At 75.3% G+C, this 25,739-nt stretch carries 5 protein-coding genes; 2 read left to right on the forward strand and 3 right to left on the reverse strand.

Annotation, left to right across the window (positions count from 1 at the left end; translation table 11 throughout):
- Positions 1 to 2: 2 nt before the first annotated feature.
- Genes I4Q55_RS34735 through I4Q55_RS34745 form a run of 3 tightly spaced genes read right to left on the reverse strand, consistent with a single transcriptional unit; the run spans position 3 to position 21,431 of the window.
- A complete protein-coding gene (locus tag I4Q55_RS34735) occupies positions 3 to 8,915 on the reverse strand; it encodes a type I polyketide synthase (RefSeq protein ID WP_206794160.1) in 8,913 nt (2,970 codons plus the stop codon).
- 8 nt (positions 8,916 to 8,923) lie between these two features.
- Entirely contained in the window at positions 8,924 to 13,462 is a 4,539-nt protein-coding gene (locus I4Q55_RS34740) for a type I polyketide synthase (RefSeq protein WP_206794161.1), read from the reverse strand.
- A gap of 28 nt (positions 13,463 to 13,490) precedes the next feature.
- Positions 13,491 to 21,431, reverse strand: coding sequence for a type I polyketide synthase (locus I4Q55_RS34745; protein ID WP_206794162.1), 7,941 nt, complete (start codon positions 21,429 to 21,431; stop codon positions 13,491 to 13,493).
- A 483-nt stretch (positions 21,432 to 21,914) separates the two neighbouring features.
- Between I4Q55_RS34745 and I4Q55_RS34750 the strand changes: the two genes are divergently transcribed.
- Both I4Q55_RS34750 and I4Q55_RS34755 read left to right on the forward strand, forming a co-directional pair.
- A complete protein-coding gene (locus I4Q55_RS34750; RefSeq protein ID WP_206794163.1) occupies positions 21,915 to 23,144 on the forward strand; it encodes a pyridoxal-dependent decarboxylase, exosortase A system-associated in 1,230 nt (409 codons plus the stop codon).
- A 121-nt stretch (positions 23,145 to 23,265) separates the two neighbouring features.
- Positions 23,266 to 25,656: an AfsR/SARP family transcriptional regulator gene (locus I4Q55_RS34755; RefSeq protein WP_206794165.1), complete on the forward strand. Its 2,391-nt coding sequence runs from the start codon at positions 23,266 to 23,268 to the stop codon at positions 25,654 to 25,656.
- The last annotated feature ends 83 nt before the right edge of the window (positions 25,657 to 25,739 follow it).

Raw genomic sequence — 25,739 nt, forward strand, 5'->3', positions numbered from 1 at the left:
GTTCAGGCCCGGCGCCGTCGGGCGGCCGCGGCCTTGATGCCGGAGCGGCGCAGCTGTCCCTGCGCGCTGCTGTCCGGTGCGGGTTCGGGGGTCTCCGGGCCGCCGGCGGCGATCTTCGCGAGCGCGGCGACGGTCGGGGCCTCGTGGATGATGTGCGGCGGCAGTTCCGCGTCCGGGAACGCCGTGCGCAGCGTCGCCAGCAGCGAGATGCCGAGCAGGGACGTGCCACCGAGCTCGAAGAAGTTGTCGGCCGCGCCGACGCGGTCCAGGCGCAGCGCTTCGCACCACGCCTCGGCCACGGCGCGCTCGGCGTCGCCTTCGGGCTCCTGGAACGGCGTGACCAGCTCCGGCCGCGGGTGCCGGTCGGCGGTCGAGCCGCCGTGCGCGGCCGACGTCACCGCGTCGACGCTGAACCGGGCCGCCACCGCCGTCACCGCCGGCAGGTCCTGGGTGGACACCACGACGTGCGGTTCGCCCGCGGCCAGCGCCCGCAGCAGCGTGCGCCAGCCCTGCTCGAAGTCGATGCCGAACTTGGCGCGGTGCTCGCGGAAGTAGGTCTGGATGTCCTCCTCGTACCCGGAAAGCCCTTCGTCCCAGGCGTTCCAGGTCCACTCGCCCCACGAGATCGACACCGTGCGGGCGCCGTGGTGCGCGGCGTAGGCGTCGAGCCACGCGTTGCCGGCGCAGTAGTCGACCTGGCCGGGGCCGCCGCCGGTGACCGAGGTGATCGAGGAGAACAGCGCGACGAAGTCGAGGTCCAGCCCGGCGGTGGCCGCGCTGAGCGCGCGGGAACCGGGCAGCTTCGGGGCGAGGACCTGGTCGGCGTCGCCGGGCTCCTTGAACTGCATCAGCCCGGTGCCCGGCACGCCCGCGGTGTGCAGGATGCCGTGCAGGGCCCCGAACCGCTCCAGAGCCACGGTGACCGCGCGCCGCACGTCGGCCTCCTCGGCGACGTCGCCCTCGACGACGACCACCTCGCCGCCGAGCGCCTCGATCTCGAGGACGCGGGCGACGCGGTCGCGGATCGCCGGCGGCACCTCGTCGGTGCCGCCGGCGATCCCGGCCCAGCGCTCGCGCGGCGGCAGGCCGCGGCGGCCGAACAGCACCAGCTTCGCGTGGCTGTCGCGGGCCAGCCGCTCGGCCATCGCCAGCCCGATCCCGCCCAGACCACCGGTGATCAGGTAGACGCCCTGGTCACGCAACACTTCCTTGGCCTGCTCGATCGGCTGCGGCGCCAGGGTCTCGTAGCCGGGCAGCCAGCGCCGCGAGCCGCGCAACGCGACGACCCGACCGGGGGACGGGCGGTGCAGCTCGGCGACCACCGCGGCGGCACCGGCGGCCGCGTCGACGTCGATGAGTCGCGTTCGGACACCCGGGTACTCCATCGGGATCACCAGGTTCGGGCCGGTGAGCGTGGCCGCGTCGGGCCGGAGCTCGCCGTCGTGCAGGACGCGCTGGGTGCCGGTGGCGGCGAGGTCGAGCGTCCAGCCGCCGAGGCCCAGCTCGCCGGCGGCGCGGGCCAGCGCGACGAGCGTGTGCAGGCCGAGAGACAAGGAGTCGTCGTCGAGGTTCCACAGGTGGACGACGCGGTCGAGCCGGGTGCCGCCGCGCTTGAGGTCGCGCAGCAGCCGCAGCAGGTCGCCGACGTCGCCGGGGCGGACGGTGGCGTCCGGGCCCGGCCGGTACCCCGTGCCCGGCCGGACCACGGTCACCGGGTCGCCGGTGCGGCGGATCCCGTCGAGGACGTCCTCGGCGAGGCCGGGCCGGGCGAACACGAGCCAGGACGCGGGCCGCGGCGCGGCGGGCGCGGCGGAGGTCTGCCGCCAGGTGGGCAGGTTGATCCACTGCTCCTCCGGCAGCAGCGGGATCCGGTCGAACTCCTCCAGAGGGCCTTCCGCGGGCGTTTCGACCCGGGTGGCGCCCGTGGCGGGTGCCGCCTCGATCCAGTAGCGCTGCCGCTGGAAGGGGTAGGTCGGCAGCGGCACGCGGCCCGGGGCGGTGCCGCGGTAGACCGGCGTCGCCGTGCCGCGCCCGTGGTAGGCGGACCAGTCGAGACCGGCGCCGAGCAGCCACAGCCGGGCCAGGCCGTCGGTGAGCACCTCGTCGGCCGGTCGCGGGTCGTCGGCGGCGGGCAGGGTGGCGGTGATCATCGGCCAGCGGCTCGCCGGGCTCAGCCCGCGCAGCAGCGCGCCGAGCGACGGGCCCGGGCCGATCTCGACGACGGCCAGGTGCTCGTCGGCCAGGAGCTCGGTGGCCGCGTCGGCGAACCGCACGGTCTCGCCCATGTGCCGCGCCCAGTACCCGGGGTCGGTGACCAGCTCGGCGGTCGCGTAGGTCCCGGTGACGTTGGACAGGTAGGGCAGCTCGGGCGCGTTGAGCGTGACGTTCGCGGCGATCCACGCCGTCAGCTCGGCCGCGGCCGGCGCCAGCATTCGCGAGTGGAAGGCGTGGCTGGTGCGCAGCGGACGGCAGGGGATGCCGGCCTCCCGCAGGTCCTGCGCGAGCCGCTCGACAGCCGGGTGTTCCCCGGCCACCACGACCAGGTCCGGGCCGTTCACCGCGGCGATGTCGAGGCCGGCGAGGTCGAAGCGGGTCTCCAGTTCGGTGACCGACAGCGGGACGGCGGCCATCGACCCGCCCGGCAGGGCGGCGATGAGCTCCGCGCGCTTGGCGACCAGCGCCAACGCGTCCTCGAGCGAGAGCACCCCGGCCAGGCAGGCGGCGACGTACTCGCCGAGGCTGTAGCCGAGCATCGCGGCGGGCCGCAGTCCCCAGTCCATGAGCGTCCGGGCGAGGGCGTAGCCGACGGCGAACATGAGCGGCTGCGCGAGTTCGGTCTGCTGGAGCCGGGCGGCGCGCGGGTCTTCGTCTCCGCCACGGCCGAGCAGCGCGGCCAGGCTCGGCCCACCGCCCCGGGGGCCGGTGACGAGGTCGCCGTCGAGGTGCGCGAGGCACTCGTCGAGGTGGGCGCGGAACACCGGCTCGCGCCGGTAGAGTTCGCCGGCCAGGCCGGGGTACTGCTCGCCGACGCCGGCGAAGAGGAAGGCCACCGGCCGGTCCTGCACCGGCTCCACCCGGGTCGCGGGGGCGGCCAGCGCGGTGACCGCGGTGTCCACATCGGACGCCACGGCGGCGCGCCGGTGTTCGAACGTCTTGCGGCCCTCCTGGAGGGTGAACGCGACGTCGGCCAGCCGCGCGCCCGGGGTGCCGGCGAGGTGCTCACCGAGGCGCCGGGCCGCGGTGTCGGCCGCGTCGGCGGTGCGGGCCGAGACCGGCAGCACCTGGTAGCGGCGCTCGGTGTCCGGGTCGCCCGGGGGCGGCGCGGGCCGGTCGGGTGGCTGTTCGACGACGACGTGCACGTTGGTGCCTCCCATGCCCAGCGAGTTGAGCCCGGCGATCCGGGGCCGGCCGCCGTCGGTGTGCCACGGCGCGAGCTCGGCGGCCACCCGGAACGGGCTGTGCGCGAAGTCGATCTCCGGGTTCGGCGCGGTGTAGTGCAGCGTCGGCGGGATCAGGCCCTCGCGGACGACGAGCGACGCCTTGATCAGCCCGGCCGTGCCCGCGGCGCGGTCGAGGTGCCCGACGTTCGGCTTCACCGAACCCAGGGCGCAGTACTGCTTCTCGGCGGTGTCCCCGAACGCGCGGGTCAGCGCGGCGACCTCGATCGGGTCGCCCAGCTCGGTCGCGGTGCCGTGGGCCTCGACATACCCGACGTCCTCGGCGGCGACACGCGCGTCGGCCATGGCGTCGGCGATCACCCGCGACTGCCCGCCCACGCTCGGCGCGGTGTAGCCGACCTTGAGGGCGCCGTCGTTGTTCATCGCCGAGCCGCGGATCACCGACCAGATGTGGTCGCCGTCGCGCAGGGCCGCGCCGAGCTTCTTGAGGACGACGACGGTGGCGCCGTCGCCGAACATGCTGCCGTGAGCCTGGGCGTCGAAGGTGCGCACGTGCCCGTCCGGCGACTCCTGGCCGCCGGGGGAGTGCAGGTGCCCGATCCGGTCGGGCACGCGGACCGAGACGCCGCCGGCCAGCGCCATTTCGCAGTCGCCTGCCCGCAGGCTGCGCATCGCGGTGTGCACCGCGACCAGCGACGTCGAGCAGAAGGTCTGGACGGCCATGCTCGGGCCGCGCAGGTCGAACAGGTAGGAGACGGTGGTGGTGAGCGCGTCCTTGTCGTTGCCCATGACCAGCTCGTAGATGCTGGCGTCGGCGTCGGAGGTGAACTGCCCGGCGATGCCGAGCAGGTAGGTGGACAGGTTGCAGCCGCCGAAGACGCCGACGCGGCCGCGTTCGCCGGGCTTGGCGTACCCGGCCTGTTCGAGGGCTTCCCAGCAGACTTCCAGGAACAGCCGCTGCTGCGGGTCGGTCAGCGCGGCCATGCGCGGGCTGAGGCCGAAGAACGCGGCGTCGAAGCCGGTGACGTCGTCGAGCACGGGCCGCGCCGGCACGTAGGCCGGGTCGCGGACCTGCGCCGGGTCGACCCCGGCGGCGATGAGCTCGTCCGGGGTGAAGAAGGTGATCGACTCGACGCCGTCGCAGAGGTTGCGCCAGAACTCGTCGATCGTCCCGGCGCCGGGGAACCGGCCGGCCATGCCGACGATGGCGATGTGCCGGTCGAGTTCGTCGTCGTCGGCGTTGGTCACCACGACCGGTGCTGTGGGCTTGGTGACCGGCGCTTGGTCGTCGAGGGTCGCGGCGAGTGCCTGGACGGTCGGCAGTTCGAACAGCGTGACGGTGGGGATGGCGACGCCGAAGCGCTCCTTGACCAGGGCGAGCATCTGCAGGGCGAGCAGCGAGTTGCCGTTGAGGTCGAAGAAGTTGTCCCGCGTGCCGACCGGTTCGACGCCGAGCACGGACGACCAGACCTCGGCGAGGCCGCGTTCGGTGGCGGTCATCGGCGGGGTGTAGGGCTGCGGCAGGTCGGGCCGCGGGAACCGGTCGGCGGTGGCCGTGGTGGTTTTCGCCGCGCCGGGGAGCCGTTCGCCGAGCCCACCGGCGGCGACGATCACGGCCGGGCCGGCGAGGTGGTCGAAGGCGGTCAGGGCCTGGGCGCGGGTCATGGCGTGCCGGGCCATGGACGCGCCGAGCCGGGCATCGAGCCGTTCGAGGGTGCCGGGCCAGGTGTCCCACGCGGCGGCGATCCAGCCGGGACGGCCGTGGGCCTCGGCGAGGAGGGCCGCGTTGGCGGCGGCGTAGCTGCCGAAGGTGACGCCGCCGAGCAGCGCGGAGGTGGAGGAGAAGAGAACTGTCCACTCGGGACGCTCGGGCAGTTCGTCCAGAACTGTGGCCAGCACGCGGGCGCCGCCGACCTTGGCGCCGAAGTGCCGGGCGATGCTGGTCTCGTCCATTTCGGACAGCGACCGGAAGCCGGCGGAGTCGGCCGCGGCGTGCACGATGCCGTCGAACCGGTGTTCGGCGAGCAGCGCGCGGACGGCGGCGGGGTCGGTGATGTCCACGCTCGGGGTGTGCACCTCGGCCCCGAGGGCACGCAGCCGCGCGACGGCGGCATCGGTACCCCCACGGCGGCCGGCGAGGACCAGGCGGCGCGCGCCACGGGTGGCGAGGTGCTCGGCGACGGTGAGTCCGACGTCGCCGAGCCCGCCGGTGATGAGGTAGCTGCCGCCCTGGCGGATCGCGAGTGGGGAGGTGGGGCCGGCGGGCCGGTAGTCGGGGACGAGCCGCCGATCGCCCCGGTAGGCGACGAGCGGAGTACCGGCGGACCGCAGTTCGGCGGCGAGCACGGCGGCGGCTTCGGCGGGGGTGTGGGCGGCGTCGAGGTCGACGGTGCCGGCCTCGAGGTTCAGGTATTCCTGGTTCGCGACGACCGGGAGAACGGCGACCGCGGCCTGGGCAGGGCGCATCCGGCCGGGGTGTGTTGCCGGGCCGCTGTCAACGGACTCGGGACGCGCGGCACCGGCCGCCTGGCCCGCGCGGGTGGCCACCACCACCCGGACCGCGCGCGACCCGTCACCCGCCGCCGCGGCCAGCGTGCGCGAGACCGCGTGCACCGCCGCCACGTCGTCGTCCACGTCGAGGACCGACAGGTCCACCACCGTGTCCGCCTCGGCCACGGCCACCACGTCGCCGAGCAGTGCCGTCAGCGCCTCGGCGACGCCGCCGCTGTCCGGCAGGATCGCCACCCGGCCCGTCGTCCCGTCCGCCGCCGCGGGCGCCGGATGCCACGAGGGCGTCAGCAGCCGCACGTGCTCGTCCGGCTCCGCGGCGAGCCGCGGCACCGAAGGCGTGACCGTCCCGGGCGCGTCGATCCAGTACCGCGACCGCTGGAACGGATACCCCGGCAACCCGACCCGCCGGGCCCCACGCCCGCCGCGGACACCCGCCCAGTCGAGATCCACTCCGGCCAGCCACAGCCGCCCGGCCGCGGAGGCCAGCGCGGTGACCGCCGAGGCCGGGTCGTCGGCACCCGGCAGCGTCGGGATCACCGACGCCCAGCGCGCGGGCGCGCACGCCCGGTGCCCGCGCACCATCGCGCCCAGCGAACGGCCCGGGCCGAGTTCCAGCAGCACCGTGTCCTCGTCGGCCAGCACCGTCGCCAGCGCGTCGTCGAACCGGACCGGCGCGCACATGTGCTCGGCCCAGTACCCGGGGTCGGGCGCGTCGGTGACCAGCGAGCCGGTCACGTTCGAGACATAGGGGATCGCCGGCGCGGACAGCGTGACGTTCGCGGTCACCCACGCCGTCAGCTCCTCGCGCAGCGAAGCGAGCTGCCGGGAGTGGAAGGCGTGCGTGGTCGCCAGCGGCCGGCACGGCACGTCGTCGGAAGCCAGCGACGCCCGAAGGGCCGAAACCGCCTCAGCAGTGCCGGACACGACGGTCAGCTGCGGCCCGTTCAGCGCGGCGACGTCGAGGTCCAGGCCGGCGATCCGGGCCCGCACCTCCTCGGCGGGCAGCGGCACGGCCGCCATCGCCCCGCCCGGCAGCCCGGCGATCAGCTTCGCCCGGTGCGTCACCAGCGCGAGGGCGTCCTCGAGCGAGAGCACCCCGGCCAGGCACGCGGCCACGTACTCGCCGAGGCTGTACCCGACCAGCACCGACGGCTCGACGCCCCACGACCGCACCAGCTGCGCCAGCGCGTACTCGACGGCGAACAGCGCCGGGTGCAGCACCTCGGTGCGGTCACCCGCGCGGTCACCGCCGGAGCCGCGGCCCAGCAACGCGGCCAGCCCGCCCGAGCCTTCCCGCGAGCCGAGCATCTCGTCCAGCACGGACGTCTCCAGCAGCGCGCGGCAGCGGTCCAGCTCGGCCCGGAACACCGGCGCCGTCTCGTACAGTTCCGCGGCCAGGCCCGGGTACTGCTCACCCGTGCCCGCGATGAGGAACCCGACGCGACGGCCGGTGCCCGCGTCGCTCGAAGCCGACGCCGCCCCCGACGCCAGCAGCCGCGCCGCTTCCCCGGCAGAATCGGCCACCAGCATCCGCCGGTGCCCGAACGTCGTGCGTCCACTTTGGAGCGTGTGGGCGACGTCGGCGAGCGCGTCGCCGGACGTCTCCAGGTGAGCGGCCAGGTTCGCGGTGGCCGCGTCCGCGGCGGCAGCCGAGCGGGCCGACCACACGAGCAGCTCGGGGCCGGTCGCCGTCGTGGGGGAGAGCAGCGGTGCCTCCTCCAGCACGACGTGGGCGTTCGTGCCGCCGATGCCGAACGCGCTGACGCCGGCGCGGCGCGGGGTGTCCGTGCGCGGCCACGGCGTGCGCTCGGTGACCACGGTCAGCTCGGCGCCGCCCGCGGTGAGCTGCGGGTTGGGCGTGCCGAGGTTGCGCGTCGGCGGGATCTCCTCGTGGTGCAGTGCCAGGGCCGTCTTGATCAGGTTCGTCACGCCGGCGGCGCGGTCGAGGTGCCCGACGTTCGTCTTCACCGAGCCGATCCGCAGCGACCGGCCGGCGAAGACCTGCTGCAGCGCGGCGATCTCGGCGGCGTCACCCAGCGCGGTGCCGGTGCCGTGCGCCTCGACGTACCCGATGTCCGCCGGCTCCAGCCCGGCGGCGGCGAGTGCCTCGGCGATCACCGTGGCCTGGCCCTCGACGCCGGGCGCGGTGAAGCCAACCTTGCGGCCGGCGTCGTTGTTGACCGCCCAGCCGCGCAGCACCGCGTACACCCGGTCGCCGTCGGCGAGGGCGTCTTCCAGGCGGCGCAGCGCGACCACGCCGACGCCGCCGCCGAGCGGGGCGCCCAGGCCCGCCGCGTCGAACGCGCGGCACTCGCCGTCCGGCGGCGCGATGCCGCCCTGCTGGTAGAGGTAGCCGACGCGGTGCGGCACGCCGATCGACACGCCGCCGGCCAGCGCGACGTCGCATTCGAAGTTCGCCAGGCTGCTCGCCGCGACGCACACCGCGACCAGCGACGTCGAGCACGCGCTCTGGACGCTGAACGCCGGTCCGGACAGGCCGAGGGTGTGCGAGACCCGGGTGGCCAGGGTGTCCTTGTCGTTGCCGAGGGCGATGGCGATCTCGCCCAGCTCGCGGGCCGCGTCCGCCGGGGTGAGGTTGTGGGTCAGGTAGGTGCTCCACGCGCAGCCCGCGAACACGCCGATCGCGCCGTCGAACCGCGCCGGGTCGCACGCCGCGTCTTCCAGCGCGTGCTGGCTGTGCTCCAGGAAGAGCCGGTGCTGCGGGTCGAGGATCTGGGCTTCCTTGGGGTTGATCCCGAAGAAGCCCGCGTCGAACTCCTCGACGCCGGTGACGACGGCGCCCGCCTTGACGTAGGCCGGGTCGCCGAGCCGGTCGGCGGGCACGCCCGCGGCCAGGAGCTCCTCGTCGGTGAAGCGGGTGATGCCGGAGCGGCCGGCGCGCACGGTCTCCCAGAGCGCGCCGACGTCGGCGGCGCCCGGGAACCGGCCGGCCATCCCGACCACGGCGATGTCCGTGGGGGAGATCTCGCTGCTGGTGTCGGTCACGGTGTCCCTCATTTCCGGGTGCCGGCCAGGCGGCGGCGCCGGCCGCGCGTGGAGCCGGTGGTCGCCGCCCGCGGGGCGGGGGAGTCGGTGTCGGTCAGTGCGGCGGCGAAGGCGGCCACGGTCGGGTGGCCGAAGAGGACGGCGGGCGCGATTTGGCGGCCGAGCCGCTTTTCCAGCGCCGCCACCATGGCCATGCCGACCAGCGAGTTGCCGCCGAGGTCGAAGAACGGGTCGTGGACGCCGACGGCGTCGATGCCCAGGAACTCGCCCCAGACGCCGGCGATGTCGGTCTCGAGCTCGCCGCGCGGGGCGGCGTACTCGGTGCGCAACGGCGGCCGCGGGTACCGCGTCTGCGGCGTCGGCGCCGCTTCGAGCAGTCCGCCGAGGTCGTTGAGCGCGGCCAGCTCGCGGCGGGCCGCCGGCAGGTCCTGGCGCAGCGCGACGACCGTGCCGCGGAGGCCGTGGCCGGCGAGCTTGTCGAGCAGCGCGCACCCGGCTTCGGCGGTGAAGCCGTAGCGGCGGCGGTAGGCGAGGCGAGCTTCGCCGGTGGCCGCGTCGGCCCAGGCGTCGTGCTGCCAGTGGCCCCAGGCGACGGTCACCACCTGGGTGTCCGCTGTGGACAGTGCGGCGCCGTGGGCGTCGAGGACGCTGTTGGCCGCGCAGTAGTCCGCTTCGCCGATGCCGCCGACGACCGTGACGATCGAGGAGAACAGGACCAGGCGCCGGGGCCGCGCTTCGAGGAGCGGGCCGACCGCCCGGACCTTCGGGGCGATGGTTCGCCGCATGTCCTCGGCGGTGCGGCGCTGCGCGAGCCCGCCGCCGGGCAGGCCCGCGGCGTGCACGATCGAGTCGACCGGTCCGCCGGCTTCGTCCAGCGCCTTTCGCAGCTGTTCGGGATCGCCCGCGTCGGCCTTGAGCACCAGTACTTCGGCGGCGCCGAGTTGCGCGAGGTCGGCTGGGGCCGCGTCGCCGGTGCGGCTGATCAGGACGAGCTTGCGGGCGCCGTGGCGGGCGAGGTGTTTCGCGACGATCATGCCGAGCCCGCGGGTGCCGCCGGTGATCACGTGCGTGCCGCCCCAGTCCGGGGTGACGTCGTCGAGCGTGATCTCGGTGTACTCCTGGAGCCGGCGGCGGCCACCGCGCCAGCCGGCGAGCACCGGTTCGACCGCGGCGTCGCCGGGCCACGGGCGGGCCAGTTCGGCCAGGAGGTGCTCGGCCGGCGTGCCGGGTTCGACGTCGACGCCACGCCACCGCAGGCCGGGGTACTCGGCGCGGACGCCGCGGCCGAGGCCGTGCACTCCGGCGGCGTCCGGGTCGGTGAGGTCGCCGCCGGTGATCTCGGCCGCGCCGGTGGTGACGGTCAGCAGGCGGACGTCGTGGCCGTCGAGGGCCTGGACGGTCCGGAGGAGGTCGTCGAAGCCGCCGTCGTGGACGACGTGCACCGGCTGGGGGAGCTGGGCCGGGTCGGTGCCGACGGTCATGCCCGCCTTCGTGGCCAGCGCGGCGAGTTCGGCGTTCGTGGTGATCAGCGAGCCGTGCGGGGTGCCCGTGGGCCGGGTGGGGTCGAGGCGCCAGACCGGGGCGTAGATTCGGCCTCCTTCCGCTGCCGGCTCGGTTCGAGTGCGGGTCGCCTGGGGCCAGAACTTCGTGCGCTGGAACGGATAGCCGGGCAGGCTCACGATGCGGCCGCCGCTTTGCCCGGGCTTGACGTCGACGCCGAGTTCCCACAGCCGCGCGAGAGTCTCCAGCAGCGCGACGCCTTCGGCGGGCCGGTTCTCGACGGGCCAGGGCGCGGGCAGGGTGCCGAGCACGGTGGGGCGGGCGTCGGCCTGGTTCTGGCGGACGAGGCCGCCGAGCGTCTGGCCGGGGCCGAGCTCGACGTAGGCGTCGACGTCCTGGGCGGCGCAGTACCGGACACCGTCGGCGAACCGGACAGGGCGGCAGAGGTGACCGGCCCAGTACCGCGGGTCGACGGCCTCGGCGTCGGTGAGGACGGTGCCGGTCGCGTTCGAGACGATCGGGATCTTCGGTGCCTGCCGGGGCACGGAGGCGACCAGGTGCGCCAGCTTCTCGCGGGCGGGTTCCAGCAGGCTGGAGTGGAACGGGTGCGCCGAGCGCAGGGTCCGTGCGGCGAGTCCGGCGTCTTTCAGGTACTTGGCCGCGGTTTCGACGTCCTGCGGTGATCCACTGAGGACGGTCATCTGCGGGCCGTTCAGCGCGGCAATGTCTATTGCGGACGTCTTGAGTGCGGCGGTCACCCGGTCCGCATCGGCGGCGACGGCGAGCATCCGCCCGGCGGGTGCCTGCCCGATCAGCCGGGCCCGTCCGGTGACGACGTACAGGGCGTCGGCGAGGGTGAAGACCCCGGCGAGGCAGGCGGCGACGTACTCGCCGAGGCTGTAGCCGACGAGCAGGCCGGGCCGGACGCCGCGGGCCGCGAGGACCTGCGCGAGCGCGTATTCGACGGTGAAGAGGAGAGGATGGGCGACCTCGGCGCGGTCGAGGAGTTCGTCTTCCGGGCTTTCGCCGAAGAACGACGTTTCGGTGGTTCGCGGTTCCGCGAAGAAGGCGGCCCGGAGGTCGACACCGCACCGCTCGGCGGCGATCGTGCAGCAGTCGTCGACGGCGGCGGCGAAGACGGGTTCGTCCCGGTAGAGCCGGGTGGCCAGGCCGCGGTACTGGTCGCCGACACCGGGCAGGAGGAAGGCGACCGTGGGCGAGCCGGGCTTGCGGTGGACGCCGGGCGTCTGCGCGGCGGAGGCGAGCTGCCGGGCGGCATCGTCGAGGCTGGTCGCGACGACGGCCCGGCGGTGGTCCAGGTGCGCCCGGCCGTCACGGAGGGTGTGCGCGAGGTCGGCCAAGGTGAGGTCCGCGGCTGTGATTGCCGAGGCATCACGCGTGATTGGCCGGGCATCTCGCGTGATCAGCGGGGCATCACTCGTGTTTGGCGGGGCATCGCTCGCGGCTCGCGCAATGACGCGTGATGCCCCTCCAGTCACGCGTGATGCCCCTCCAGTCACGTGAGATGCCTGTCCAGTCACGTGTGATGCCTCTTCAGGCACGGTTGATGTCCGTGAGGCATCGGCGGTGAGCTGGCCGAGGCGGGCGAGCTGCGCGCGGAGCGCGGCCGCCGACGCGGCCGAGACCGGGATCAGCTCGGCGGCCGGCGGTACCGGCTCTGCCCGGACCTCGGCCGGGGCGGCCTCCAGGACCAGGTGGGCGTTCGTGCCCGACCAGCCGAACGAACTCACCCCCGCCACCGCCGGGCGGCCATGGTCCGGCAGCGGCGCCAGCCCCGTCGAAGGCCGGACCGCCGCGTTCGCCAGCACCTGCTCCGCCGGGTCGTTCATGTGCAGGTTCGGCGGCACCTCGCCGTTCTCCAGGACCAGCACCGTCTTGATCAACCCGGCGATCCCGGCCGCCGTGTGGGTGTGGCCGATGTTCGTCTTCACCGCGCCGACCGTGAGCGGCCGGGAAGCGGGACGGTCCCCGAACACGTCACCCAGCGCGCCCAGCTCGATCTCGTCGCCCAACGGCGTTCCCGAGCCGTGCGCCTCCAGGAAGTCCACGTCGCCCGGGGCGGCGCCGGCGTCGGCCAGCGCACGGCGGATCACCTCGACCTGGGCACCGCGGTTGGGCGCCGTCAGGCCGTTGCTGCGGCCGTCCTGGTTGACCGCCGAACCGCGGATCACCGCGCGGACGCGGTGGCCGTCGCGCAGGGCGTCGGACAGCCGCGCCAGCAGCACCATCCCGCCGCCCTCGCCCATCATGTAGCCGTCCGCGCTCGTGTCGAACGTGTGGCAGCGGTCGGTCGGCGACAGCAGGGCGTTTTGGCTGCTGTACACGTACAGGAACGGGTGCAGCGCCAGGAACCCGCCGCCCGCCAGCGCGTAGTCGCACTCGCCCGCCCGCAGCGCGCGGGCCGCGAGGTGCACCGCGACGAGCGTCGACGAACACGCCGTGTCCAGCGAGAACGCCGGGCCGCGCAGGTCGAAGTGGTAGGCCAGCCGGCCCGCGACGACGCTGGCGAGGCTGCCCTGGCCCATGTACGGATCCGCGTACACGCCGGTGCCTTCGCGCTCCGCCTCGACCTGGCCGTACTGGAACGCGTCGGAGAACCCGAGCAGCACACCCGTGCGGCTGCCCGCCAGCCGTGGCGCCGGGGTGCCCGCGTCGTCCATCGCCTCCCACGCCAGCTCCATCAGCAGGCGCTGCTGCGGGTCCATCCGCAGCGCTTCCTGCGGGGCGTAGCCGAAGAACCCGGCGTCCCATCCGTCCACTTCGGACAGGAAGGCGCCGCGCCGGCGGACGCCGGGCGCGTGGTCGAAGCGGCCGTCCGGGACGTCGCCGACTTCGGCGGCGCGGCCCTCGCGCAGCAGCTGCCAGTACGCGTCGACGTCGGAAGCGCCGGGGAACCGGCACGCCATGCCGATCACGGCGATGGGCTCGCTCTCGCGGGCCTCGTACTCGGCCAGCCGGCGGCGCGCGCCCGCGAGCTCGACCGTCGCCCGCTTCAGGTAGTCGCGAAGCTTTTCTTCGCCGGTCATAACCGAACCCCTATCCGTTCGCAAAAGGTCAGCGCTTGTCGATGAAGGCGAAGAGCTCGTCGTCCGTGGCGAGGTCGAGCGCCGGCTCGGAGCCGAGTTCGGCCAGTGCCTCCCGCAGCACGTCCGCCAGCCGTGCGCGCTCCTCGACGCCGGCGTCCGGCAGGACTTCGCCGAGGGCCTCGCGCAGCCGCTGCGCCGGGTCGGGTGGCGGCGGGAGCAGCTCGCCGAGCAGGTGCGCGGCCAGCAGTTCGACGGTCGGGTGGTTGAACAGCAGCGACGCGGGCAGCCGCAGCCCGGTGCCGGCCCCGATGCGGTTGCGCAGCTCCACCGACGTCAGCGAGTCGATCCCCAGTTCGCTGAACGGCTTCGCCACTTCGACCGACGCCGGCGACCGGTGCCCGAGCGCCGTCGCGACCTCGGTCCGGACGAAGCCGGTCACCGTCGCGGCCGCCGTTTCCCGGTCCAGTCCGGCGAGCTGCCCGGACAATCCGGTTGCGGCCGGAGCGGCCGGGGCAGCGCGGCGCACCGGCACCAGACTCCGCAGCACAGCGGGGATGTCGTCGGCCGCGCGCAGGGCCGCGGTGTCCCAGGTGGACGCCACGACCGTGCCGGACAGCCCGAGCGCGACGTCGAACGCGGCCAGCCCCTGTGCCTCGGTGATCGGCCGGACTCCGGTGAGCCGCGCGCGGTCGGCGCCGGTCATCGCGGCGGTCATGCCGGTGGCCGTGTCCCACAGGCCCCAGGCGATCGACACGCCCGGCAGCCCGCGTGCCGCCCGGTGCTCGGCCAGCGCGTCGAGAGACGCGTTCGCGGCGGCGTAGTTCGCCTGGCCGCGGTTGCCGAGGACCCCCGCGATCGAGGAGAACAGCACGAACGCGGCGAGGGGCTGGTCCGCGGTCAGCTCGTGCAGCAGCCAGGCGGCGTCGCGCTTCGGCCGCAGCACGGTCTCCAGCTGGGCCTTCGTGAGCCCGGTGATCGTCGAGTCGTCGAGCACGCCGGCGGCGTGCACCACCCCGGTGAGCGTTTCGTTCTTCAGGAGCGCGGAGAGGGCGGCGCGGTCGGCGACGTCGGCCGCGGCCACCCGGACGCGGGCGTCCAGCCCGGCCAGCCGAGCCGGGACGTCGCCACCGCGGCGGGAGACCAGCAGCAGGTCGCGGACGCCGTGCGTGGTCACCAGCCGCTCGGCGACCAGGGCGCCGAGCCCGCCCGTGCCGCCGGTCACCAGGACCGTGCCGGCGCCGAAGTCCACTGTGGAGGGTTCGGCGGGGCACCGCGCCAGCCGGGGCACCAGCACCGCGCCGTCGCGGACGGCGAACTGCTGCTCGCCGGCGTCGAGCGCGGCCGCGAGCGGAGCGCCGGGGCGGGCGCCGGCGAGGGCGAAGCGGCCGGGGTGCTCGGCGATCGCCGACCGGACGAGCCCCCACACCGGCGCGCCGCCGGGCGAGCCCGGGTCCTGCAGGAACACCAGCCGCGAGCCGTCGCAGCGCGGGTCGAGCAGCCAGCGTTGGACGAGGTCGAGCACGGCGGGCAGCTCGTGCGCGGTGGTGAGCACGACGGGCGGGACGACCTCCGGCAGCTCCGTCCCGATCACCGTCCACTCGCGGTCGGTGCCGCCCCCGGCCGCGACCGGCGTCCATTCCACGCGGTAGAGCTCCGCGGCGGCACTCGGCTGGGCAGCGGGGCGCAGCAGCAGCGACTCGACGCCGCCGAGCGGGGTGCCGGCGGTGTCGTAGAGGGTGACTTCGACGCCGGTGGTGGCATTGCCGGACAGCCGGGCCCGCACCGCACCCGGCAGCGGCGAGGTGACGCGCAGGCCGCCGAAGGAGAACGGGAGCAGGAGCTCGGTGCCGTCGAGGACGAGCGCGTGCAGCACGGCGTCGAGCACCGCGGGGTGGGCGGCGAACTCGCCTTCGGCGGGCAGCTCCACCTCGACGTACCGGTCGTCGCCGTCGCGCCACAGCGCGGTCAGGCCCTGGAACGCCGGCCCGTACTCGTACCCGCGTTCGGCGAGCCGCGGATAGACGTCGCCGAGGTCGACCGGCTCCGCCCCGGCCGGCGGCCAGACCGGCAGGGGAGTGGCGGACAGTGGCTCCGGGCTCACCGTGCCGGTCGCGTGGCGCGTCCACGGCCCGTCGCCGAGTCGCGAGTGGACGGTCAGCGGCCGGCGGCCGCGGTCGTCCGCGCCGCCGAGGCCGACCTGGACCTCGACGACGCCCGACGCGGGCAGCGCCAGCGGCGCTTCCAGCGTCAGGTCCTCGACGCTCCCGCCGTCCGCCGCTTCGAGTGCCAGCTCGGCGAACCCGGTGCCGGGGAACAGGACCGTGCCGCGGACGGCGTGCCCGGCGAGCCAGGGCAGCGAGGTGAGCGAAAGCCGGCCGGTGGCCACCGAGCCGTCGCCGTCGGCGACCGGGGTGGGCGCGCCGAGCAGGCCGCTGCCGCCGTCGGTGAGCCAGTAGCGCTGCCGGTCGAACGCCGAGGTCGGGACGTCCGGGTGGCGGGTGACCGGGCCGAGCAGCCGCGGCCAGTCGACTCCCGCGCCCCGGACGTGCGCGGCGGCGAGGGCCAGCAGGAACCGCCGACGGCCGCCTTCCCCGCGGCGCAGCGTGCCGACGGCGGTGCCGTCGATGTCCGCGTCGGCGAGGATCTCCTGCACCGCGCCGGCGAGGATGGGGTGCGGGCTGACCTCGACGAACAGCGGCCGCCGGTAGCCGGCGAAGGCCCGGATGGCGGCGTCGAACTCGACCGGCTCGGCGAGGTTGCGGTACCAGTAGGCCGCGGTCAGCTCCGAGCCCGGCAGGAAGCCGCCGGTGCAGGAGGAGCAGAGGGTGGTCGCGGTGTCGGCGGGAGCCAGCTCGCCGATCTCGTGGAGCAGGGCGTCGCGGACCGCTTCGACGTGCGGGGTGTGCGCGGCGTACGCCACGGGTGTGCGCCGGATCTGGACGTCGGCGCAGGCGGCGGCGAACTCCTCGATGGCGGCGAGCTCTCCGCCGACGACGGTGCCGGCCGGGCCGTTGTCCACGGCCGGCCACAGCCGCCCGGCCCACGGTGCCAGGCGGTCCCGCACCTGCGCGACGGGCAGGCCGACGGCGAGGATCCCGCCGGTCCCGTCGAGTTCGGCGGTGAGCAGCCGGCTCCGGACGGCGATGACGCGGGCGGCATCGGCGAGCGGCAGCGCCCCGGCCACGACGGCCGCGGCCAGCTCGCCTTGGGAGTGGCCGACCACCGCGGCCGGGGCGACCCCGGCGGCCTGCCACAGTCCGGCGAGGGCGACCATGACGGCGAACAGCACGGGCTGCACGACATCGGTCCCCTCCAGGCCCGGCGCCCCGTCGGCGCCGGTGAGCACGTCGAGCACGGACCACCCCGTGTGCGGCCGCAGTGCCTCGGCGGCATCGGTGAGCAGCCGCGCGAAGTCTTCGTCGGCGGCGAGCAGGTCGGCGGCCATGCCGGGCCATTGGGCGCCCTGGCCGGGGAAGACGAAGACGGGCTGTGCCTCGCCGGCCGCGGTGCCGGTGACGAGCGCGGGATGCGGGGCACCCTCGGCGAGCGCGGTCAGGGCGGCGACCAGCTCGGCCCGGCCGGCGGCGACGACGACCGCGCGAGAGGTGCCGGGACGCCGCCGGGCGAGGAGCGGACCGGTGGCGGCGAGGTCGTGGTCGGCGGCGGTTTCGGCGTAGGTCCGGAGGCGGGCGGCCTGGCTGCGGAGGGCGGTGTCGGTGTGGGCGTGGATCGGCCAGACCAGCGGCTCGGCGGGCAGGGGCGCGGCGGGGGTTTCGGTGTGGGCGGGTATGCGGGTGGCCCGGGCGCCGAGGCCGGGTTCCGCGTAGGCGCTCAGCGGCCCGGCAGGCGCCGGTTCCTCCGCAGGCGCCGCTTCCAGCACCACGTGCGCGTTGGTTCCGCTGATCCCGAAGCTCGACACCGCCGCCCGCCGCGGCCGCCCGTGGTCCGGCCACGCCTGCGCCGCCGACAGCACCTTCACCCGGCCGCTCGCCCAGTCCACGTGGGGGCTCGGCACCTCGGCGTGCAGCGTGCGCGGGATCGTCTCGTGCCGCAGGGCCTCGACCATCTTGATCACGCCCGCCACCCCCGCCGCGGCCTGGGTGTGGCCGATGTTGGACTTCAACGAGCCCAGCCACAGCGGTGTCTCGCGGTCCTGCCCGTACGTCGCCAGCAGGGCGTGTGCCTCGATCGGGTCGCCCAGTGCCGTGCCGGTTCCGTGGGCCTCGACCACGTCGATGTCCCGTGTGGACAGTCCGGCGGCCGAAAGCGCGCGCCGGATCACCTGCTGCTGTGCCTGGCCGTTGGGCGCGGTGAGGCCGTTGCTGGCGCCGTCCGAGCCGGTCGCGCCGCCGCGCAGCAGGGCCAGCACCGGGTGGCCGTGGCGGCGGGCGTCGGACAGGCGCTCCAGCACCAGCATGCCCGCGCCCTCGGCGAAGGCCGTGCCGTCGGCGTCCGCGGAGAACGCCTTCGCGCGGCCGTCGGCGGAAAGGCCGTTCTGCCGCGTGAAGTCCACCAGGTTGCCGGGCGCCGCCATCACCGTGACGCCGCCCGCGAGGGCCAGCGAGCAGTCTCCGCGGTGCAGCGCGTCGGCGGCCAGCTGGATCGCCACCAGCGACGACGAACACGCCGTGTCGATCGTCAGCGCGGGCCCGCGTAGCCCGTACGTGTAGGCGATCCGGCCCGACGCCACGCTCGGTGACGTCCCGGTGAGGCGGTGGCCGTCGACGAGCCCGGTCGGCTCGTGCAGGCGCGGCCCGTAGTCCATGGCCATCGCGCCGACGAACACGCCGGTGTCGGTCCCGGCGAGGGAACCGAGCCCCGCGCGCTCGATCGCCTCGTGGCTGATCTCCAGGAGCACCCGCTGCTGCGGGTCCATGGCCAGTGCTTCGCGCGGGCTGAGGCCGAAGAACGCGGGGTCGAACCGGTCGGCGTCGTGCAGGAACCCGCCGAAGCGGGTGGCGCACGAGCCGGGGCCGGCCTCGCCGAGGAGCGTGTCGAGGTCCCAGCCGCGGTTCGCGGGCAGCTCGGTGACGGCCTCGCCGCCGGCGGCGACCAGGTCCCACAGCTCGGCGGGAGAGGTGATGCCGCCGGGGAAGCGGCAGCCCATCGCGACGATCGCGATCGGGTCGTCCTGCTGTGGCGCGATTTCCGCCGCCGGAGCGGTGTCGCCCGGCCGGGCCCGCAGGTGCGCGATGAGACGAGCAGGCGTCGGGAAGTCGAACAGCAGCGTCGTCGGCAGCTTCAGCCCGGTGGCGGCCTGCAGCCGGGTACGCAGCTCCACCACGCTCACCGAGTCGAACCCGAGGTCCTTGAACGTGCTCGCGGGGTCGACGGCGCCGGTGCCGGCGTGGCCCAGGACAGCCGCGGCCGTGGCGAGCACCAGGTCCGCCACCTGCGTGGGATCGACGGCGACCGGGGCGACGGCCACCTCTTCGCCGAGCCAGTGCCGGGTCCGCTGGAACGCATACGTCGGCAGGTCCACCAGCCGCTCGCCCGGCACCTCCCACCGGACGCCCGCCCCGGCGACGAACGCCTCGGCGAAGCTGCGCCGCAGCCGGTCGCCGTCACCGTCGTCCCGGCGCAGCGTGCCGACGACGGCCACCGTGCGGTCGGCAGCTTCGGCCGTTTCCTCGATGCTGCCCAGCAGCACCGGGTGCGGGCTGCACTCGACGAACCGCGCGCCACCGGCCGTCAGCGCGCCCGCCGTCGCGTCGGCGAACCGGACCGGGCGGCGCAGGCTTTCGAACCAGTATCCGGCGTCGAGCCCGGCGGTGTCGAACGGCTCGCCGGTGAGCGCGGAGACGAACGTGACCGAAGTGGACACCGGGCGCACCGGGGCCAGCAGCCGCAGGATCTCCTCACGCAGCGGATCCACCGCCGCCGAGTGCGACGCGTAGTCCACCGGCAGGATCTTCGCGCGATAGCCGTCCGCGGTGAGCGTGGCGTGCAGGGCCGTCAGCGCGTCGGCGGGCCCGGACAGCACCACCGAACGGGTCCCGTTCACCGCGGCCACCGAGACGTCGGCGGGCAGCAGCGGCCGGACGACGTCCTCGGCCGCGCCGACCGACATCATCCCGCCGCCACGCGGCATCCCGGCGATCGCGCGGCTGCGCAACGCGACCACGCGGGCGCCGTCGGCCAGCGACAGGGCGCCGATCGCGGTGGCCGCGGCGATCTCGCCCTGCGAATGCCCGACGACGATCGACGGCGTGAGCCCGGCATCCCGCCAGACCTCCGCCAGCGACACCATCACCGCCCACAACGCGGGCTGGACGACGTCGACGCGCTCGAGGTCGGCGGTGCCGTCCCGCAGGTCGCCGAGAAGCTCGTGGCCGAGGAAGGGCACCAGCGCCGCCGAGCACTCCGCCAGCCGGCGGGCGAACACGGGCGAGTCGCGCAGCAGCGCGCGGGCCATCTCCGGCCACTGCGAACCCTGCCCGGGGAACACGAGGACGTCGGCGCCGTCGACGATCCGCCCGGTCACGACGTTCTCCGACGGCGTGCCGGCGGCCAGCGACGCGAGATCGCCGAACACGACCGCGCGGTGCTCGAACAGGTCCCGGGTGCGCAGCAGCGACCGGGCGACGTCGCCGTGGGCGTGCTCCGCGAGGTGGTCCGCCAAGGCGCGGGCCTGGGCGGGCAAGGCGGCGGCCGAGCGCGCCGAAAGCACGAGCGGGACGTCGCCGGCGGCGACGTCCTCGGGCTCGGGGACGACCGGGGCCTCGGCCACGACGAGGTGGCAGTTGGTGCCGCCGACACCGAACGAGCTGACGCCGGCGACGAGCCGCTCCCGCGGCCGCGGCCACTCCCGCGCCTCCCGCACGACTTCGAGGTTCAGCGTCTCGAACGGGATGGCCGGGTTGGGCGTGGCGAAGTTCAGGCTCGGGCTGAGCCGGCGTTCCCGCAGGCACACCAGCACCTTCAGCAGCCCGGCGATGCCGGCGGCGCCTTCGAGGTGGCCGACCACGGTCTTCACCGACCCGACCGGCAACGGTTCCGGGCGGTCGCCGGCGAACGCGGCCCCGAGGGCTTCGGCCTCGATCGGGTCACCCACCGGGGTTCCGGTGCCGTGCAGCTCGACGTACTGGACGTCGGCCGGCGCGACTCCGGCGTCGGCGCAGGCCAGGCGGATCACCTCGGTCTGCGCCTCGGCCCGCGGCACGGTGAGGCCCGCGCCGCCGCCGTCGTTGTTCACCGCGCCACCCAGCAGGACGGCGTGGACGCGGTCGCCGTCGGCGAGCGCGGCGCTCAGTGGCTTGAGGACGACCAGGCCGCCGCCCTCGCCGCGGACGTACCCGTCGGCGCGGCTGTCGAAGGTGTGGCAGCGGCCCCGCGGCGAGAGCGCGCCGAAGCGGTCCACGGTCTCGGTGCCCGCCGCCAGGAGGTTGAGGTTCACCCCGCCGGCGAGCGCGACGGCCGTGGTGCCGCGGCGCAGCTGCTCGGCCGCCAGGTGCACCGCCACCAGCGACGACGACTGGCCCGAGTCGACGGTCAGGCTCGGGCCGCGCAGCCCGAGCACGTAGGAGACGCGGTTCGCGATGAGGCTGCGGTGGGTGCCGGTGAGGGTGTGCGGCCCGGCGCCGAGGCGGTCGTGCAGGAGCGCGTAGTCGCCGTTGATCGCGCCGACGACGACGGCGGTGCCGCTGCCGCGCAGCGTGCCGGGGGCGATCCGGGCGTCCTCGCAGGCTTCCCACGCGAGCTCCAGCACCAGCCGCTGCTGCGGGTCCATCGCCGCGGCCTCGCGCGGGGAGACGCCGAAGAAGGGCGCGTCGAACCCGTCCACATCGGACACGAAGCCCCCGCGCCCGGCGCTGTCGCCGTCGGGCAGGCGCCCCGGCGGGACTTCGCCGACGGCCTCGCGGCCCTCGGCCAGCAGCCAGCGCAGCCGCGCCGGGCCGTCGGCGCCGGGCAGCCGGCAGGACATGCCGACCACCGCGATCGGCTCACCGGGAGCAGGCAGGGAAGACATAGTTCACCCATCGTCGGAAGGGATCGCGGAAATCGGGAATGCGTGCTGCTGACCGAATTGCACCGGTTTCGGGGAATTCTCCGGTGGCGCCGGTGGATTCCGATCGTGCGGGCTGCGCACCCCGTTCGTCAAGGGGTGTTTCCCGGGCCGGCGGTGGCAGGCAGGCGACGGCAGGAAGCTGCCACCGGAGCAGGCCACCCGGCTGGAGCAGCGAGGGTGGGTGACTGCGCCGAACGGTGTGGTCAATTGCTCTGACCTGCGAAAACGTCTGTCCAAACCGTACTGGATGATGCTGTGGGCGTGACCGCGCGGACACCGTAGGTACACCTGGGTACCGCGGTCCCCGCATGGGTGCCGAATCTGGGTGAGGACTACCCATGTCCGGGTGGGTGGGTAGTTGCTTCAGTGGTCCCCGTGCCGCCGGGAACTGCCGGTGGTGCTTTTCCGGTTGCTATTTCCCCGTGCTCGAAGAAAAGGAAAGCGATGGCGAACACGACGGAAGCCGCGGCGGCGCCGCATCGCCGCGCCGGCGGTGTGCTCACCGTGGGCGGCGTGCCCGTGGACCGGCTCGCGGCGCGGGTCGGCACCACCCCCTTCTTCGCCTACGACCGCTCGCTCGTCACCGCCCGCGTCGAACGGGTGCGGGCCGCGCTGCCCGACGGCGTCGAGCTGAGCTACGCGGTCAAGGCCAACCCGATGCCCGCGCTGCTGCACCACCTCAGCGGCCTCGTCGACGGCCTCGACGTCGCCTCCGCCGGCGAACTGCGGCAGGCACTCGACACGACCGTCCCGCCCGGGCGGATCAGCTTCGCCGGGCCCGGCAAGACCGCCGCCGAGCTGGCCCGCGCGGTCGCCGCCGGCGTCACGGTCGAGCTGGAGTCCACCACCGAGCTGGCCCGCGTGCGGGACGCCGGTGACCGCCTCGGCCTCACCCCGCGCGTGGCGTTGCGGGTGAACCCGGACTTCGCCGTGCGCGGGTCGGGCATGCGCCTGGGCGGCGGCCCCCAGCAGTTCGGCATCGACGCTGAGCGCGTCCCCGCCGTGCTGGCCGAGGTCGGCGCCGCGGGCCTCGACTTCCAGGGCTTCCACGTCTTCGCCGGCTCGCAGAACCTGCGCGCGGAAAGCCTGTGCGAAGCCCAGCGCGCCACGGTCGACCTGGTGCTGCAGCTCGCCGAGGCGGCGCCCGGCCCGGTGCGGTCGGTGAACCTCGGCGGCGGCTTCGGCATCCCCTACACCGCCCGCGACACCGCGCTGGACCTCGACGAGGTCGGCGAGAACCTGGCGAAGCTCCTCGACGTCTCGCTGCGGCCCGCGCTGCCCGAGGCCCGCGTGGTGATCGAGCTCGGCCGCTACCTCGTCGGCGAGGCCGGGGTGTACCTCACCCGCGTCGTCGACCGGAAGGTCTCGCGCGGCACGACGTTCCTCGTCGTCGACGGCGGCCTGCACCACCAGCTGGCCGCGTCCGGCAACTTCGGCCAGGCCATCCGCCGCAACTACCCGCTGGCCCTGGCGTCCGCGCCCGGCGGTCCCGAAGAGACGGTGACGGTGGTCGGCTGCCTGTGCACCCCGCTCGACCTCCTCGGCGACCGGGTTTCCCTGCCCGGCGCGGGAATCGGCGACCTGATCGCGATCTTCCAGGCCGGTGCCTACGGCCTGACCGCCAGCCCCACCGCCTTCCTCGGGCACCCGGCGCCGCCCGAAGTCCTCGTCTGACCCCGGAGGGAACACCGTGCAGACCACCGTGCCGACACCCGGAGCCGCGGCGCTCCACCCTGTGACAACCGGGGGCTCCGCCACCCGGAACCCTCCGAACGAAGCCGGTCCCGGTTTCCGCGTGCTGGGCCTGCTGCAGGTCCGCGGCCGCGAGCCCGTCGTCGTCACTGCCCGCCGCCAGCAGGTGGTGCTCGCCCTGCTGCTGCTCAACGGCAACCGCGTGGTGCCCCTGGAAGTACTGCTCGACGCGCTCTGGGGCGCCGAGCCGCCCGCGACGGCCCGGGCGCAGGTCCAGACCTGTGTGTCGGCGCTGCGCCGCGCGCTGGCGAAAGCCGGGCTGGGTGAGCGGATCTCCGCGCGCGGCAGCGGCTACTGCCTCGACCTCGCGCCGGGGGAGCTGGACCTGCACGAGTTCGAGACGCTGGTGGCCCGCGGCCGGGCCGCGCGGCGGCCGGAGGAGGCACGTGCCGCATTCCGCGCGGCGCTGGCGCTGTGGCGCGGGGAACCGCTGACCGGGATCGACAGCGCCGTCGTGCGCGCCCACCAGGTCCGCATCGCGCAGCGGCGCGTGGAGGTGCTCGAGGACTGTCTCGACGCCGAGCTGGAGCTGGGGCTGCACCGCGAGGTCGTCGGCGAGATCTCGGTGCTGACCGAGGAACACCCGCTGCGCGAGCGGTTCGTGCTGCAGTTGATGACCGCGTTGCACCGGTGTGGCCGGCGGGTCGAGGCGCTCGCCGCCTACCGGGCCGTGCGCCGCCGCTTCGTCGACGAACTGGGCCTGGAGCCCGGGGCGGCGCTGCGCGAGCTGCACCAGGACATCCTCGCCGGGGCGGGCGAGGCGCCGCCCGGCGGCCGCGCGGTCCCGCGGATGCTGCCCGCGCGCCTGCCGTACTTCACCGGGCACGAGCGGCTGCTGGCCGGGCTGCGGCGCGGCCTGACCGACGACGGCCCCGGCGCGGCGGCGGTCACCGTCCTCACCGGACGCGGCGGGGCAGGCAAGTCCGCCGTCGCGGCGGAGGCCGCGCACCGGGCCGCACCGGCGTTCCCGGACGGGGTGCTCTACGCGCGGCTCGCCGAGGAGGACGCCGCGGACGTGCTGGCGCGCTTCCTGCACGCCCTCGGCGTGCCCGCGGCGGAGATCCCCGAGGACCTGGACGGCCGCGCCGCGCTGTACCGCGGCGTGCTGGCCGGGCGCCGGGTCCTGACCGTGCTGGAGGACGCGGCGGGCCTGGCGCGCGTCACGCCGTTCGTCGCGGACGCCCGGGGCTGCCGGCTGCTCGTGACCACCCACGCCCGCGTGGCGGCCCGGCCCGGGGTGGCGGTGGCCGAGCTGGACGTGCTGGACGGCGCGGAGGGCGTCGAGCTGCTGTCGGCGCTGGTCGGCGAGGACCGCGTGACGGCCGAGCTGTCGGACGCGGTGGAGCTGGTCGAGCTCTGCGGCGGGCTGCCGCTGGCGGTGACGGCGGCGGCCACGCACGTCGCAGCCCGGCCGGGCCGCACACTGGCCCAGGAGGTGGCGCGGCTGCGGGCCGAGGACGACCGGCTCGGCCGGCTCGGCGCGGGTGTCCGGGCGGCGGTCGGCCGAGGCCTGGAGGAGCTGCCCGCGGCGGCCCGGGAGCTGTTCGCGCGGCTGGCGTTGCTGCCGGCGGGCAGCTGGGCGGGCTGGACCGCCACGGCGCTCGGGCCGGCCGACGCGCTGGAGTCGTTGGTCGACGCGCGCTTGGTCGACGTCGCCGGGGCCCGCTACCGGCTGCCGTCGCTGACCCGGCTGCTGGCGGTGGAAATGCTGGCGGAGCAACCACTTCCGGCGCCGTCCCGGCGGCTGTTCGGGGCCTGGCTGCAGGTGACGGACGAGGTCCGCGGCGTCGCGGCCGGCGGTGCGCCGCGGACGCCGGTCGCGGCCGAACTCGGCGACGTGAGCACGTGGTACGACCGGGAGTCGGCCGGGCTGCTGGCCGCGGTGCGTCAAGCCGCGGAGGCGGGGGAACCGGAGTACTGCGCGGAACTGGCGCTGGCGGTGGCCGACCTGGCGGGGGCGCGGGGCCGGTACGCGGACTGGCGGGAGAGCGGCGAGACGGCGTTGCGAGCGGTGCTCGCGGCGGGCGACCGCCGAGCGGAGGCGGCGCTCGAACGGTCGCTGGGGGAGCTGGCAGTGCGGGAAAGCCGGTTCGCCGACGCGGCGGGCCGCATCACCCGGGCACTCACCGCGGGCGAGCAGGCCGGCGGCATGAGCTGGGACGAGCTGGTCCGCCAGGTCCTGGCCGGGGTCGACCGCGCCCGCGCGGCGGTGGCGGGGCCGGTGGTGCCGGGGTTGCCGCCCGCGGAGGTGGGCACCGGCAATCGCACGGCCTCGCCGCGGATCGCGGTGGGACGCAACCAGTACGAGCTGGCGGCCGACCGAGCCCAACCGGACGGCATACCCCGTTCGGCGGGCCGCGCGGGCCACCGCCGCCTGCCCCGCCCCCGCCCGATCTCGTGGCGCCGCGAGTCGGAATACCCCGAGGAAGCCTGACCCTCCCGAACGCGGTCGTGGGGGGGGGACACATGTGGAAACCAGGTTTCCCAACACCACCCCCCCCTCGCTTTTGTTTTTTC

Origin of the sequence: Amycolatopsis sp. MtRt-6 (assembly GCF_017308975.1) — a bacterium.
Taxonomy (GTDB): Bacteria; Actinomycetota; Actinomycetes; order Mycobacteriales; family Pseudonocardiaceae; genus Amycolatopsis.